The 14,354-nt window shown below is 70.1% G+C and carries 9 protein-coding genes and 1 tRNA gene; 5 read left to right on the top strand and 5 right to left on the bottom strand.

Translation table 11 applies throughout. The features are described from left to right. Positions 1–668: 668 nt before the first annotated feature. The 3 genes from VSH64_RS43740 to VSH64_RS43750 form a co-directional block, all read right to left on the bottom strand. Positions 669–1,607, bottom strand: coding sequence for a hypothetical protein (locus tag VSH64_RS43740; RefSeq protein WP_326568598.1), 939 nt, complete (start codon positions 1,605–1,607; stop codon positions 669–671). Positions 1,608–1,708: 101 nt separating this feature from the next. After that, positions 1,709–3,049 (bottom strand): ABC1 kinase family protein, encoded by a 1,341-nt coding sequence (locus tag VSH64_RS43745; RefSeq protein WP_407655717.1) that lies wholly within the window; start codon positions 3,047–3,049, stop codon positions 1,709–1,711. Positions 3,050–3,095: 46 nt separating this feature from the next. Next, complete coding sequence (locus VSH64_RS43750; RefSeq protein WP_326568600.1) at positions 3,096–4,172, bottom strand: hypothetical protein; 1,077 nt, start codon at positions 4,170–4,172, stop codon at positions 3,096–3,098. A gap of 221 nt (positions 4,173–4,393) precedes the next feature. On the opposite strand from VSH64_RS43750, the gene VSH64_RS43755 reads away from it, so the two are divergent. Further along, on the top strand, positions 4,394–4,906 hold the full coding sequence (locus tag VSH64_RS43755; protein WP_326568601.1) for a M48 metallopeptidase family protein: 513 nt from the start codon (positions 4,394–4,396) through the stop codon (positions 4,904–4,906). Between the two features lie 744 nt (positions 4,907–5,650). On the opposite strand, the gene VSH64_RS43760 is transcribed toward VSH64_RS43755, so the two are convergent. Then, positions 5,651–7,078 carry a zinc-dependent metalloprotease gene (locus VSH64_RS43760; protein WP_326568602.1) on the bottom strand — a complete coding sequence of 476 codons (1,428 nt, stop codon included), beginning with the start codon at positions 7,076–7,078 and terminating at the stop codon, positions 5,651–5,653. A gap of 191 nt (positions 7,079–7,269) precedes the next feature. On the opposite strand from VSH64_RS43760, the gene VSH64_RS43765 reads away from it, so the two are divergent. Beyond that, positions 7,270–8,289: a YlbL family protein gene (locus VSH64_RS43765; RefSeq protein WP_407655718.1), complete on the top strand. Its 1,020-nt coding sequence runs from the start codon at positions 7,270–7,272 to the stop codon at positions 8,287–8,289. A gap of 69 nt (positions 8,290–8,358) precedes the next feature. Here VSH64_RS43765 and VSH64_RS43770 read toward each other — a convergent pair whose 3' ends face one another. Then, positions 8,359–8,916 (bottom strand): PPA1309 family protein, encoded by a 558-nt coding sequence (locus VSH64_RS43770; protein ID WP_326568604.1) that lies wholly within the window; start codon positions 8,914–8,916, stop codon positions 8,359–8,361. 147 nt (positions 8,917–9,063) lie between these two features. On the opposite strand from VSH64_RS43770, the gene VSH64_RS43775 reads away from it, so the two are divergent. The 3 genes from VSH64_RS43775 to VSH64_RS43785 all read left to right on the top strand — a co-directional run bounded on the left by VSH64_RS43775 (position 9,064) and on the right by VSH64_RS43785 (position 13,975). Further along, the gene (locus VSH64_RS43775; RefSeq protein WP_407655607.1) at positions 9,064–12,081 is read left to right on the top strand and encodes a UPF0182 family protein; all 3,018 of its coding nucleotides are present in this window, start codon (positions 9,064–9,066) and stop codon (positions 12,079–12,081) included. Between the two features lie 67 nt (positions 12,082–12,148). Then, positions 12,149–12,222: transfer RNA gene (locus VSH64_RS43780), tRNA-Met, on the top strand. A gap of 502 nt (positions 12,223–12,724) precedes the next feature. Then, on the top strand, positions 12,725–13,975 hold the full coding sequence (locus VSH64_RS43785) for a cytochrome P450 (protein WP_326568605.1): 1,251 nt from the start codon (positions 12,725–12,727) through the stop codon (positions 13,973–13,975). Positions 13,976–14,354 lie beyond the last annotated feature (379 nt).

The following is a 14,354-nucleotide window of genomic DNA, read 5'->3' on the forward strand; positions in this document are numbered from 1 at the left end:
GTGCCTTTGGGCGCCCGTGATCGCGCGCGTGGCATCGGCTCGGAACTCCTCGGCGATCGCTGGTGACCGAACCTTCGTTCGCTGGTTGCTGGAGCGATGTTCCCGGTGTAGCCGAGCCTGCTTCGTCGAGCCTGAGCAGCGTGCTGTGCTGCCCTAGGTGTCGTCGCACCCACGGACTTTGCGCGGCCTGCGCACGTGATCGCCTGCGTGCCATCGAGCGGAAGCTCCTCGACGGCTGTTCGTGAATCTCACCTCCGTTTGCTGGGGTTGCCGGGGCGGTGCGGCCGTGTCGGGTCCGCCGCTCGCCGCACTGTCCTGAGTGTCGTCACACCCGGTGGTTTGCGCGGCCTGCGCGCGCGATCTCGCGCATTGCATCGAGCGGAAGCTCCACGGCGGCTGCTGGCGAATCCGCCCTCCGTTTGCTGGTCGCCAGGGCGGGACTGCCGCGGTGTCGAAGAATGCGCCGCCGCGGCGTGAGGACTGCCGTGAGCTCGCACTGATCGCTTGCCTGTCTCCGGACTCTCCGGAAACCCGCTGCCCACCGGCTGGCCGGCCGGGCGAGCTGGTTCGCGCGATCGGCAAGCGCTAAACCACACTTCTCCGCCCTACCTATCCGCCCGGCCCAGCTCGCCAGCCTGCGCCCACCTCACCCCAACTCGACCCCCGCCTCAGGCCGCCGTATCCGCCCGATGCAGAGCGCGCACCTTCGGCCGCGGCGTTCGGGCCGCCTGCGTGTACGCGCGGACCAACTCGCGGGAGACCTCGGCGCGCGTCTCGTCGAGTTGGCGGGGGGTGCAGCGCACGAGGACGGTGCCGGTGGCCGTGAGGGCGAGGTGGCTGAAGTCGGTGGGGCCGGCGGCGGTGCGGTAGCGCCAGGCGAGGCCGACCTCGTCCCACCAGGCGTCGGCGAGGCCGATGCGGCGGCCGCGGAGGTCGCAGATCGTGACGTTCCAGCGTGGGGGTGGCAGGGGAGTGTCGCGGAGGATGCGGAGGGCCTGGCCGTGGGTGAAGGTCTCGTGGTCGTCGAGGGTGCGCAGCACGGCGCGGACGGCGGAGGAGCCGCGCTGGTTGCCGGCGTCGAGCTCGGCTTGCAGTTCGGCGCGGTCGCAGAGACCCCAGAACAGCGGCAGGGTCGTGAAGCGCTGGACGGCGACCGGGTCGGTCTCGCGGCGCGCGAGGTCCAGGGCGGCGCGCGGGGCGGTGGCGTAGGGCAGGCCGTCGATCAGCACGGGCTCGGGCATGCGGGCCGTGCGGTGGGTGAGCACGCCGGCCTCGGCGCGCGGGCGACGGTAGTGCGGCAGCAGCAGGTGGATCTCGCCGGTGAGCGGGTGGGTGACGCCGTGGGCCCGCAGCGCGTCGATGCCCGTGATCACGGCCGAGGGGCCGTAGCGGGCGATCGCGGCGTGCAGCAGCTGTAATCGGGTCGGCGGTTTGTTCTGGGCCACGAATACGCCGGGGTACACGCGGCGCCACGGCCCGCCCGGCTGAGCGAGCCGCGCGGCTCTGCGGGTGGAGACGCCGGCGCTGCGCAGCGTTCTCAAGTCGATCACGCCGACGGAGGCGGGATCACGGAAAGCCACACTGTGGATGCTGGTGGTAGTCGTCATGGTTCGAGGATGACCGCTCGGCCATCCGAGTGGAACCGGGTTCGCGGATCTGTGGATAACTCAGCGAAAGTGGCCCCGAAGCCGCCTTGCCTGTGGATAACTCAGCGGGCGAAGCCGGGCTGCCACCGTTCCACGATGCCGCGCGCCGGGACCTCGGCGTCGAGCTGGCAGAGGATGCCGGTGGACCCTGCGGTGACGCGGTGGATCATCAGGTACTCCGGCGGCAGGTTCAGCGACCGGCCGACGCGGAAGTCGCTGCCGCGGGTGTCGCCGACGCGGCCGGCCTGGCGCTGCATCCAGCGGCGCGTGAAGTGGAACGTCGGCGTGGCCAGCGGCTCCGTGAACGGCGCGAGGTAGGCGAGCACCTCGTCGGCCGCGAGGTCGGAGTCAGTGCGGACGAAGCGGTTCTCCCGCAGCAGCCGCATCAGGTCGGCGGACTCGCCGTCGAGGGCCAGGCGCGTCATCTCGCCCAGGTGGCGCGGGATGCCGTTGGGCAGCTTCGCGACGCCGCCGAAGTCGAGCACGCAGAGGCGGCCGTCGTCGGTGACCATGAAGTTTCCGGGGTGCGGGTCGGAGTGCAGCAGGTGCGCCCGCGCCGGCGACGAGTAGTGGAACTCCATCAGCAGCCGGCCGGCGAGATTGCGCGTCGCGCGGTCGCCGTCGGCGATGACCTGGGACAACGGCGTGCCCGTGACCCATTCCGTGATCACGACCTTGGGCGCGCTCGCCACCACGCGCGGGATGAGGAACGCGGGATCACCCTCGAACGCCTTCACGAACGCGCGCTGGTTGTCGGCTTCGTTGAGGTAGTCGAGCTCCTCGTCCATGCGGTCGGCGAGCTCGGCCATCAGCGGTTTCACGTCCGTGCCGGGCACGAACGCCTGGAACAGCCGGCTGAACCGCTGCAGCTGCCGGAGGTCGCTGCGCAGCGCTTCATCTGCGCCCGGGTACTGCACCTTCACGGCGACCTCGCGACCGTCGTGCCAGGTCGCGCGGTGGACCTGGCCGATGCTGGCCGACGCCGCCGGGACGTCCTCGAAGTGCTTGAACCGGCCCTCCCACGAGCGGCCGAGTTGCTGCGCGAGCACGCGGCGCGTCTGCTGCGCCGACATCGGCGGGGCGGCCGACTGCAGCTTCGTGAGCGCTTCGCGGTACGGCTTGGCCATGTCGTCGGGCACGGCGGCCTCGAACACGCTCAGGGCCTGGCCGAACTTCATCGCGCCGCCCTTGAGCGTGCCCAGCACCTCGAACAGCTGCTCCGCGGCCTTCGCCGACAGCGTGGCGCTCACCTGTTCCGCGCTCTGGCCCGCGAGCCGCTTCCCCCAGCCGCCCACGGCCCGTCCGGCGATTCCGAGCGGAATGCTGGCGAGCTTCGCGGTGCGCGCCGCACCTCGGCGCGGCAGGGCGGATTCACGGTCTGCGGGATCGGTCACCCCGTCAATTCTGCCTTGGTGACCTTGGTGCCCGCAGCCTGCCAGGGGGTGTGGGCTACGTCTCCGGCGGCGCTGCCTGCGGCGCTGTCTCGGATGTGGTGTCGAGGGGCGTTTCCGGTGCGCCGCAATCGCACCCGGGATGCGGCTCCCAGTACCGGTGCCGCAGCCGGCCCTCGAACGGGTCGAGCTCGAGCGTGCTGTTCCACGCCGGCGGCGGCTCGGCGCTGGGCGAGAGCACCCGCAGGGCCTGCGCGACGGCCAGCGAGGCGCACGCCTGCACGGTCGCGAGATCGGGCCGCTGGTCCACGCCCACGAGCTGGGCCGCGACGCGGGGCCAGGAATCGTCGAGATCGGTCTTGGTCAGGTCGCAGCAGCGCAGGCAGGTGCTGCGGCCGGGCACGACCAGCGGGCCGACGATCACCGTGCCGTCGCGGACGCGGGCCGGCAGGTAGGTGACGCCGTCGTCGGCCAGACCCGCCACCAGCTCCGGAGCGGGCACCACGGCGTCGGTGAGCACCACGACGTCGGGCGCGCGCTGCTGGTTGCGCGCGGTGCTGACTTCGGGCGCGACGCGGGCCAGCACGTTCTGCAGCGCTCTTCGGCGGGGCAGGCCCAGCTCGGCGCTGGTGTAGCCCGAGCCGAGGTCGGCCTCGGTCACGACGCCGCCGGCGCGGACGTCGAGGTTGCCGACCCCGGCGTTGGCCAGCAGTGCGGCCACGGCCACGGCGATCCGGCCGTCGCCGCGCACGGAGACCAGGCTGTGGCGCCGGCGCTCGGTGAGCGCGGTCTGGTGGTGGCGGGCGCGCAGGGACCAGAAACCGGTCTCGACGCGCCTGGCCGCGTGGGTGGGCGCTTCCGTGACGAGGCCGAGCGCGGTGAGCTGTTTGAGCAGAAGCCGCAGCTGGTCGAGGTGTTCGCTCTCGGCGAGCACGGCGTCGAGCCCGCGGCTTCCGTCGAGCCGACGGACGAGCGCGACGACGCTCGGCGCCAGCCCGGTCACCACCAGGCCGTGGCGCGGGTCGAGGCCGATCTGGACTTCGTCGTTGCCGCGTTCGAGCACGTGGAGGCCCTGGAGCAAGGTCGGGAACGCCGGCAGCAGAACGTCCGGCGGAGGAACTGTGGACAGGCTCATGATGATCAGCTTGACACTCCCGCGGCGGTGCTCCGGCCGAAAATGCCGAGTTATCCACAGGCAGGCCGAGTTGTGGACAACTAGGGGCTGTGACCATCCGACGCTCCCAAGTTGTCGGTCGGTGGCCTTACCGTTGTCGGGTGGTCGAAGCACGGATGCCCGCACTGCGGGGCCGGGGTGGAACGAACCCCCCGTCGGACACTCCTGAACACAAGGTCGAGGTGCGGCGCAGCACGCGCCGGCACCACACCGTCACGGCGTACTGGAAAGACGACACCCTCGTGGTGCTCATCCCGTCGTACATGACGCGCGCGGAAGAACGGCACTGGGTCGCCGAGATGGAGCGCCGGCTCCAGCGCCCGGAACAGCGGAAGCCGTCGTCCCCGAAAACCTCGGACGAGGCCCTGCTGTCGCGCTGCGCCGTGCTGGCGGCGAAGTACGTCCATCCACGGGCGATACCCGCGAGCGTGCGCTGGGTGCCACCCATGCGCACCCGCTGGGCCTCCTGCACCCCGGTCGACGCGACGATCCGCGTCAGCAACCGCCTGCAGCGCGTACCGCCGTGGGTCCTGGACTACGTGCTGGTGCACGAGCTGGCCCACCTCCGCGAACCAGGGCACGACGCGGCGTTCTGGGAGCTGGTGAACCGGTACCCGAAGACGGAACGCGCGATCGGGTACCTGGAGGGCTTGTCGGCGGCGGCGGGGTGGGGGATTTCGGAGGAGGAGGATTAGGTGTGGTGAGTGTTGCTCGGCGGTGTTGCCGGCACTCGGAGTGAGGGTGCTACTGGTGGGATCGCGAGGTTGACTCAGGGCACGAACTGGACAGCTGGCGGCAGCGGTCCCGGATGAGCGGGCCAGTTGAATCTGGGGCCTGTTCGACCTGCGAAGGCACCCACCGAGCGGTGAACGCACAGACCGTCCTCTCCGACAGCCGGGCTGTGTCTGGGCGCGCTGGGGTGCTGATGGGTGCGGCAGGACTCGTTGAGTTGGCAGTGTGGCCAACTCGCGAGCGAGTGGACGCTTCACAGAGGGGTCGTGTACCGCTGTGCCCTGCGATCCCGAGGTTCGTCCACGCCACGCGCGGCCGAATCAGCCTCTCCACACCGAGCCAAGCCTCGCCGGGCAACGCAAGGAGTGCCGAGCGGGGTGCTTTGTCGCGGCACAAGCGCCGTTGTGAGGTCGGAGCAGGTCGGGGGAAGGTCTCTCGACGGGCTATTAGGCTTCTGACGGGCGAGTTTCGGCGGCTGAGGCGGCCCCGGCGGCTGGCGACAGCGCGTGCCGGAGCGAGGCTGATCGTCAGCAGAAGTGGCTGACGGCCTCGCTCTGAAGGGCAGCATGACCAAGCGCCGATGACCTCGGAAGGCGGCCTGCTCACCGTCGTTGGGCGCCGCGCGGCCGAGCGGCGAATGACCTCGGAAACCAGCCGGTCCTCCGTCGCATGGCGACGGAGGACCGGCGGTGGAAAGGCGAGGGTAGTCAGGACTTCGGGTTGTCGCCCTTGTCCTCACCCTTGTCGCTGTCCTCGGCGGAGCCGGCAGAGCCAGCGGTCCCACCGTCAGGCTTCGCAGAAGAACCAGACTCCGCAGAAGCACCAGAAGCCTCAGCCTCACGCTTCTCCGTCTTCTCCAACTCCGCGATCGGGTCGAAGTCGTCCCCGAGAGTCGGGGTGTCGGAGAGGCGGTCGGCGAAGTCGAGGGGCTCGTCGAGGTCCTCGGCGGTCGGCATGAGGTCCGGGTGGGACCAGAGGCCGTCGCGTTTTTCCATGCCGTGGCGGTCGCCCACGAGCTTCCACAGGGAGGAGGCGGCGCGCATGCGGCGGGGGCGCAGTTCGAGGCCCACGAGGGTCGCGAAGGTCTGCTCGGCGGGGCCGCCGGTGGCGCGGCGGCGGCGCAGGGTCTCGCGCAGTGCTTCGGCGCCCGGGAGGCGGTCGCCGATGGCCTCGGCGACCACGACGTCCACCCAGCCCTCCACCAGGGCGAGCAGGGTTTCGAGGCGCTTCAACGCGGACTGCTGCTCGGGGGTCGTCTGCGGTTCCAGCAGGCCCGAGGACATGGCCTCTTCGATGCTGGCCGGGTTGGCCGGGTCGATCTGGCCGGCGAGCGACTCCAGCGCGGACGTGTCCACGGTGATGCCGCGCGCGAACTCCTCGACGGTGGCCAGCAGGCGCTGACGCAGCCAGGGCACGTGCGCGAACAGGCGCTGGTGCGCGGCCTCGCGCGCGGCGAGGAACACGAGCACCTCGCTGCTCGGGACCTCGAGCCCCTCGGTGAACTTCTCGATGTTCGCGGGCAGCAGCGCCGACGTGTTGGCCGGGCCCAGCGGCAGGCCGACCTCCGTGGAGGTCAGCACCTCCTGCGCGAGCTGCGCCAGCGCGTTGCCGAGCTGCGAGCCGAAGGCCATGCCGCCCATCTGGCCCATCATGGACAGCAGCGGCCCGGCGGCCTGCTTGGCCTCCTCGGGCAGCGCCTGGATCCACGCGCCGGACACCTGCTGCGCCACCGGGTCGCAGAGCCGCTGCCACGTGGGCAGGGTCTTCTCGACCCAGTTGCGCGCGGACCACGTGACCGTGGTGGTGGCGCCGGCAGGGAGGATGGTCGCGGCGTCGAGCCACAGCTCCGCCAGGTGCGCGGCGTCGCGCACGGCCGTGGACGAGTCGCCGGTGGACGACGCGAAACCGAGCTTCGCGTCCTGCGAACCGCTGAGGTTCTGGAGCGCGATCTGCTTCGCCAAGTCGTAGTTCACCGGCCCGCTCGACGAGCCGGCCTGGCTGAGCATCTGGCCCAGCTGGCTCAGCATCTGCCCGAGCTGGTTGAACGCCTCCGCGCCGGACGGCTGCTCTGAGGGGTCGCCATCGCCTCGTCTGTCGGGATCGGGCGGTCCGAAACCGAACGGGGGTTTGTTCATACGTCCACCGTACGCGGGTGGAGGCTCTCCCAGCGCGTCAACCATGGCCTTCACCGGGAAGCGAACACGGTCACCGTACGCTGTCGCTCGTGACCAAACCCGACGAGGAGACCGCGACCGCGAACAGCCGCACCGAGCCGTCGAGGGAACCGGCGCGCGAAGAGCGCCGCCTCACGCGCCGCGGCTGGACCCTGCTGGTCAGCGGCGCGCTGTTCCTGGTGTTCGTCGTAGCCGGTTTCCTGGTCCAGGTGCCGTACGTGGCCATCAGCCCGGGCCCGACGTACGACACGCTCGGTCGCGACGCCGCGGGCAACGAGGTCGTGCAGGTCAAGGGCCACGAGACCTACCAAACCGCCGGCGAGCTGCGCATGACCACCGTGTCGCTCAACGACGGGATCAACCTCTTCACCGCCCTGGGCCTCTGGGCCAGCGGCCGCTACGCGCTCGCGCCGCGCGAGGAGTACTACCGCCCCGGCGAGACCAACGAGCAGGTGAAGCAGGAGAACATCCAGCAGCTGCAGGACTCGCAGAGCAACGCCCAGGTCGCCGCCCTGCGCCACCTCGGCTACCCCGTCGAGGTGCTCGCCAAGGAGATCGTGTCCGGCAGCCCCGCCGACCACGTGCTCGCCCCGGGCGACAAGCTGGTCGTCGTCAACGGCACGAAGGTCACCGAAGCCGCCGACGTCGCGAAGGCCCTGCTGAACACCAAGCCCGGCCAGACCGTGCAGATCACCTTCCAGGCCAAGGGCCAGCCCGAGCGCACGGTGCCGATCACGCTCGCGAAGCGCGACGACCGCACGCAGGGCTTCATGGGCCTCACCGCCGTCGACCACGCGATCGCGCCGTTCGACGTCAACATCTCGCTGCAGGACGTCGGCGGCCCTTCGGCCGGCCTGATGTTCACGCTGGCGATCATCGATCGCCTCACCCCGCCCGGGAAGGCCGACAGCAACCTCGCCGGCGGCCGCCACATCGCGGGCACGGGCGAGATCAGCGAGACGGGGGAGGTCGGCCCGATCGGCGGCATCTCGTTCAAGGTCGTGGGCGCGCGCGAGGCCGGGGCCACCGACTTCCTGGTTCCCGAGCACAACTGCGCCGAAGCGAAGTCGGCCGTGCCGGACGGGCTCAACCTGATCAAGGTGTCCACTCTGGACGACGCGCTGACCCAGCTCGAGAACCTCAAGGCCGGCCGGCCCACGGCGCACTGCTGAGGACGAAGACGTGCCACAACCTGTCGCGAACCGGAGGCCCCCACGCGGAGGCCTCCGGTTCGACGGGGTTCAGGGCAGCAGCGTGGTCTTCAACGCGTCGAGCAGGTTCGGCGCGAGGTCGGGGCTTTCCACGATCTCGTCCACGGCGTCGGACGAGTCCTCTTCACCGGGCTTCGCACCCCGCAGCCGCATCACGCACGCCACATCGCCTTCGCGCAGCACGGCCGCCACGAGCCGCGCCTCCGTGCGCCGCGGGTGGTCGGCGGCCGCGCGGCGCAGGCGCTCGGCGTCGGCTTCCGCCACGCCTTCCAGCTCCGCCTCGACGTCGGGCGGCAGCACGATGATCTCCTGCGCGATCGCGCAACCCACCACGATCTCGGGCCAGGCGATCCGGCCGAGCGACTCGGCGAGGTCGCCCTCGGGCAGCGCCTCCTGCGCGACGGGCGTGAGCGGGTTCGCGCGGTCGAGCTGGCCGGCCAGCTCGGGCTGCTCGTCGAGCAACGCGGCGGTCGGCACCAGCGCGAACAGCTGCGGCGGCTGGTCCCAGCCGCCGGACGCGACGAATTCTTCGACTTCCCGGGCCAGGCTCGCGACGGGGTTGGCGGCGGGCGGCTCACTCGGCTGCATGGCGACATCGTCGCAGGCCGGTCCGCGCGCCTTCGTGCGACGTCCGATTCGGGCGGTCCCGGGAACTCGGGCACCCATCCGTAGAGTTAGACCGTCAGGGGACGTTGCCGTCCCCGCGATCGTGTTAACGAAGACAGGAGCGTTGCCGTGGCGACTCGGCCCCCGGTGAGCCTGAAGCTGTCCCGGCGCAGCAGGATCCTCCTCATCATCGCCGCGGTGATCGTGCTGGCGCTGCTGCTGGGCGTGCGCCTGCTCGACACCTACGTCGACTGGTTGTGGTTCGGCGAGGTCCACGCGCGTTCGGTGTTCACCACGGAAATCCTCACGCGGATAGTCCTCTTCGTGGCCGTCGGGCTGCTCGTGGGCGGTACCCTCGCGGTCAGCCTGATCATCGCCTACCGCACGCGGCCGGTGTTCGTGCCCGTTTCGGGCAGCGACGACCCGCTCTCGCGCTACCGCTCGATGATCGTGAGCCGCATCCGGCTGTTCGGCATCGGCATCCCGCTGATCACCGGTCTCATCGCCGGCGCGTCGGCGATGGGCGACTGGCAGACGATCCAGCTGTTCCTCAACGGCACGTCGTTCGGCCAGAAAGACCCCCAGTTCGGGCTCGACATCGGCTTCTACGCGTTCACCCTGCCGTTCGTGAACTGGCTGCTCGGCTGGCTGTTCGTCACGGTCGTGATCTCGTTCTTCGGCGCGCTGATCGCCCACTACATCTTCGGGGGCATCCGCCTCGCCGGCCGCGGCGGCCAGCTGGCCGGCCCCACGCGCGCGCAGCTCGCCATCACCGTCGGCGTCTTCGTGCTGCTGAAGGCGGCCGAGTACTTCTTCGACCGCTACAACCTGCTGCTGTCCGATCGCGACATGCCACTGTTCAACGGCGCCACCTACACCGACCTCAACGCGGTGCTGCCGGCGAAGCTGATCCTGCTGTGCATCTCGGTGATCTGCGCGATCGCGTTCTTCGCCGGCGCGTTCCTGCGCAACCTTCAGCTGCCGGCGATCGCGCTCGTGCTGCTCATCCTCTCGGGCGTGCTGGTGGGCGTGGCCTGGCCCGCGATCCTCGACCAGTTCTCGGTGAAGCCGAACGCGAACGACAAGGAAGCCACGTCGATCCAGCGCAACATGGACGCGACGCGCTCGGCGTTCGGGCTCAACAACGTGAAGTACGAGAACTACCAGGGCAGCAACCAGGCGAGCTCCGACGCGGTGAAGGCCGACACCGGAACCGTGTCCAACATCCGGCTGCTCGACCCGAACGTGCTGTCCGACACCTACACGCAGCTCGTCGGCGGTCAGAACTACTACGGCTTCCCGGCGAAGCTCGACATCGACCGCTACACCGTGGGCGGCACCACGCAGGACTACATCGTGGCCGCCAAGGAGATCAAGACCGACGGGCTCGCGGGCAACCAGACCAACTGGATCAACAAGCACCTCGTCTACACCCACGGCAACGGGTTCGTCGCCGCGCCGGCCAACACGATCAACCGCGCGGTCACGGACGTGTCCGACACGAGCACCGCGGGCTACCCGATCGTCGGCACGAGCGACACGAACAACCCCACCGGCGCCGGCGCGGTCGGCGGCAAGCCCGGCATCGAGGTCGACCAGCCGCGCATCTACTACGGCGAGCTGGCCGACGAAAACGACTACGCGATCGTCGGCGGCACCCCGGGCAAGGCGCCGGGCGAATCCGACTCGCCGACCCAGAAGGCGCCGTACTTCTACCAGGGCACCGGCGGCGTGCCGCTCGACAACTGGTTCAACCGACTCGCCTTCGCGGCGAACTACGGCGAGCGCAACATCCTCTTCTCCGACGCCATCAGCGACGGCTCGAAGATCATGTACAACCGGGCGCCCCGCGACCGCGTGAGCAAGGTGGCCCCGTGGCTCACGCTCGACGGCGACCCGTACCCCGCGGTGGTCGACGGCAAGATCGTGTGGATCGTCGACGGGTACACCACGCTCAACAACTACCCGTACGCGCAGCAGACGCAGCTCGGCGAAGCCACCAACGACTCGCTCAACGGCGTTACGCGCCAAGCGAACAACTCGATCAACTACATCCGCAACTCGGTGAAGGCGACCGTCGACGCGTTCAACGGCACAGTCACCCTGTACTCGATCGACGACAAGGAACCGGTGCTCAACGCGTGGGAGAAGGTGTTCCCGGGCCTGGTGAAGCCGAGCTCGGACATCTCGCCGGACCTGCGTGCGCACTTCCGCTACCCCGAGGACCTGTTCAAGGTCCAGCGTGAGCTGCTGGCTCGCTACCACGTGGACAACCCGCAGCAGTTCTACGCGCAGCAGTCGTTCTGGAGCGTCCCGCAGGACCCGACGGAAGACGGCAGCGCGACAACGGCGGCGGCGAACGTCGCGAACCAACCCGGTTATTACGTGCTGGCCGACGCGGCCGGTGAAGGCACCCCGACGTTCCAGCTGACCAGTGGGCTCACCGGTCTGCAACGGCAATACCTCGCGTCGTGGATGTCGGTGTCGTCCGACCCGCAGGACTACGGCACGATCCGCGTGCTCCGACTACCCACCACCACCGGGGCGAACCAGGTGGACGGGCCGGTGCAGGTGCAGAACAGATTCCAGAGCGACCAACAGGTCGCCCAGGACAGAACGCTGCTCAACAACCCCAACGTGATCCCGATCTACGGCAACATGATCACGCTGCCGGTCGCCGACGGGTTCCTCTACGTCGAACCGGTCTACATCAGACAGCGGAACCAGACGAGCTACCCACAGCTGGCCCGCATCCTGGTGTCGTTCGGCTCGAAGGTCGGCTACGCGCCGACTCTGAACGAAGCGCTGGACCAGGTCTTCGGCAAGGGCACGGGCGTCGCGGCGACCACCCCCAACGAAACCTCGCCCCCTTCGTCCTCGACGAACCCACCGACCTCACCGTCGACACCCACCACGCCGACCACCCCGCCCGCCAACTCGGGCGGCGCGAACCCGGCACTCGACAAGGCCGTGGCCGACATCCAGTCGGCACTGGCGAAGCTGAAAGCAGCGCAGCAGTCCGGAAACTTCGCGGACCAGGGCGCGGCCCTCTCGGCACTCGACGCGGCGGCGAAGGCCTACGAATCCGCCAAGCCGCCGGCCACCCCACCGTCCGGCAGCGGAGCCCCGCAGCAGCCCGGCGGGTGACCTCGCGCACGGAAGTGGCACCTGCTTTGCACCCCGGAGAAACCCAGGCGTAAGGTAGGTGTCACGACGCGGGGTGGAGCAGCTCGGTAGCTCGCTGGGCTCATAACCCAGAGGTCGCAGGTTCAAATCCTGTCCCCGCTACAGAGGTGGGAGGCCCTTGCTTGCGGATTGCGCAAGCGAGGGCCTCTTTCGTTGTGTGCTCTGGGGGTCGAACCCCCAGACCCCCGCCAGGAGGGCTTCGCCCCCTGGACCCCCACCAGGGAGGCTTCGCCCCCTGGACCCCGTTTTGGGGCTGCGCCCCTTGCCCCCGGGTCGTGGTCTTTGATCTGGGGCTGCGTCCTCGATCGTTGGGGGAGGGCTGGGGCTGCGCCCATTGGACCCCGAGTGAGGTTGCGCGCTCTGGGTTCTCGGTGGGGAGGCTGAGTTGGCTGGGGGCCGTGGTGGGGCTGCGCTCCTAGGCCTCGGTGGGGAGGCTGCGCTTGTTGGAGTGTGTGTGCGGTTGGCCCGTGGTGGGGCTGCGCCCCTTGCCCCCGGTTGCCGGCCTGCGGTGGGAGGGAGGCGTCTGGGTTTGGGTGGGGGGTTGCGTGGGGTGGGGTGTCTGGTGGGGTGGGGTGGAGGGCCGCGTGAGGTGGCTGGTGGTGGGGTGGAGGAAGAGATGGGTGAAGGCGTGGGGGATGGCGTGGGGGACGTTGTGAGGGTGGGGATGGCGGAGTTGGTGGGGAGGGTGCGGGCCGGGGAGCCGTATGGGGGGTATGCGGAGTTGCGGGCGCGGGCGGATGTGGTGGGGGTGGGGGACGGGGTTGTGGCGGTGCTCGGGTTTGGGGAGGCCGAGAAGGTGTTGAGGGGTGGGAGGTTTGGGCATGCGGAGCCTGAGGTGATCGCGGAAGCGGGCGATCCAGCCGATCCGGACGTGCCGGTGGATGGGGAGGGGCGGGTGGTGAGGGCGTTCGTGTTCTTGAACCCGCCGGCGCACACGCGGTTGCGGCGGGTGGTGGGGAAGGCGTTCACCGCGCGGACGGTGGAAGGGCTGCGGCCGCGCGTGGAGGAGTTGGTGGGGGAGTTCGTCGAGCGGGTGGTGGAGGCCCGTGAGGTGGACTTGATGGGGGAGCTGGCGGTGCCGTTGCCGGTGACGGTGATCGCGGAGTTGCTGGGGGTGCCGGTCGCCGATCGGGAGCGGTTCGGGGCGTGGTCGGGGGCGATGGCGCGAGCGGGCGATCCCGCGTTCCTGTTGCCGCCGGGGGTGGCGGAGGCGGCGGCTGCGGCGCGGCGGGAGTTTGTGGCGTACTTCAGGGAGTTGGCGGCGGAGCGGCGGAAGAAGCCGCGGGAGGACTTGTTGTCGGAGCTCGTCGCGGGGGAGGGGGAGCGGCTGAGTGAGGGGGAGTTGCTGGTCACGTTGACGTTGCTGCTCGTGGCGGGCCACGAGACCACGACGAACTTGATCGGCAACGGAATGCTTGCGCTGCTGCGGAATCCGGAGCAGTACGCCACTCTGGGGCGGGATGCGTCGTTGGTGGACGGTGCCGTCGAGGAGATTCTGCGCTACGACTCCCCGATCCAGCTGGCGCCGAGGACGGTGCTGGCGGACACGGAGCTCGGTGGCGTGGAGCTGCAGGCCGGGACGTCGGTGCTGGTGCTGGTGGGAGCGGCGAACCGGGATCCGCGCGAGTACGACGATCCGGATCGGTTCGACATCCGCCGTCCCGTGAGCCGTCATCTGGCCTTCGGACGCGGGATTCACTTCTGCCTGGGCGCGCCGCTGGCGCGGATGGAGGGACGGATCGTGCTGCGGGAGCTTGCGAAGCGGCTGCCGGCCCTGCGGCTCGCGGGCGAGCCGGAACGCGCGGACACGGTGACGCTGCGGGGATTGCGAACGCTGCCGGTCGCGGTCGGCTGACGGGCGGCCGAGGTGAGCATCGACGGGTGGAATGTGGAGATGACCCGCGAGCTCGCTGAGGAGATACGGCGTTGGCGCGGTGAGGAAGAGCAGACGTGGCGGGCTATTGCTGCTCGCGCGACTGTGCAGCTCGGGCTGCCGCACAGCAGCAATCAGGCGGCCGGACGAGGGCTCTGTGAGGGCGCGGCGCGGTTTCTTGGTGAGGATCCGGACGAAGAACCGTGGAATTAGAGCCCGGCCGGTCGGTCGGCGGATGGCTCGGTCGGTGGAGGAGCGGTAGGCGGCCGAAGCAGTTGGGTCAGAGCCGGGCGGGCGCGGGCGAAGACTTGTAGAGCTGAAGCCTGACCGGTCGACGGGCTGGTGGCTCGGGTTGGGGAAT

Source organism: Amycolatopsis rhabdoformis (assembly GCF_035918295.1).
In the GTDB taxonomy this organism is placed as follows: domain Bacteria; phylum Actinomycetota; class Actinomycetes; order Mycobacteriales; family Pseudonocardiaceae; genus Amycolatopsis; species Amycolatopsis rhabdoformis.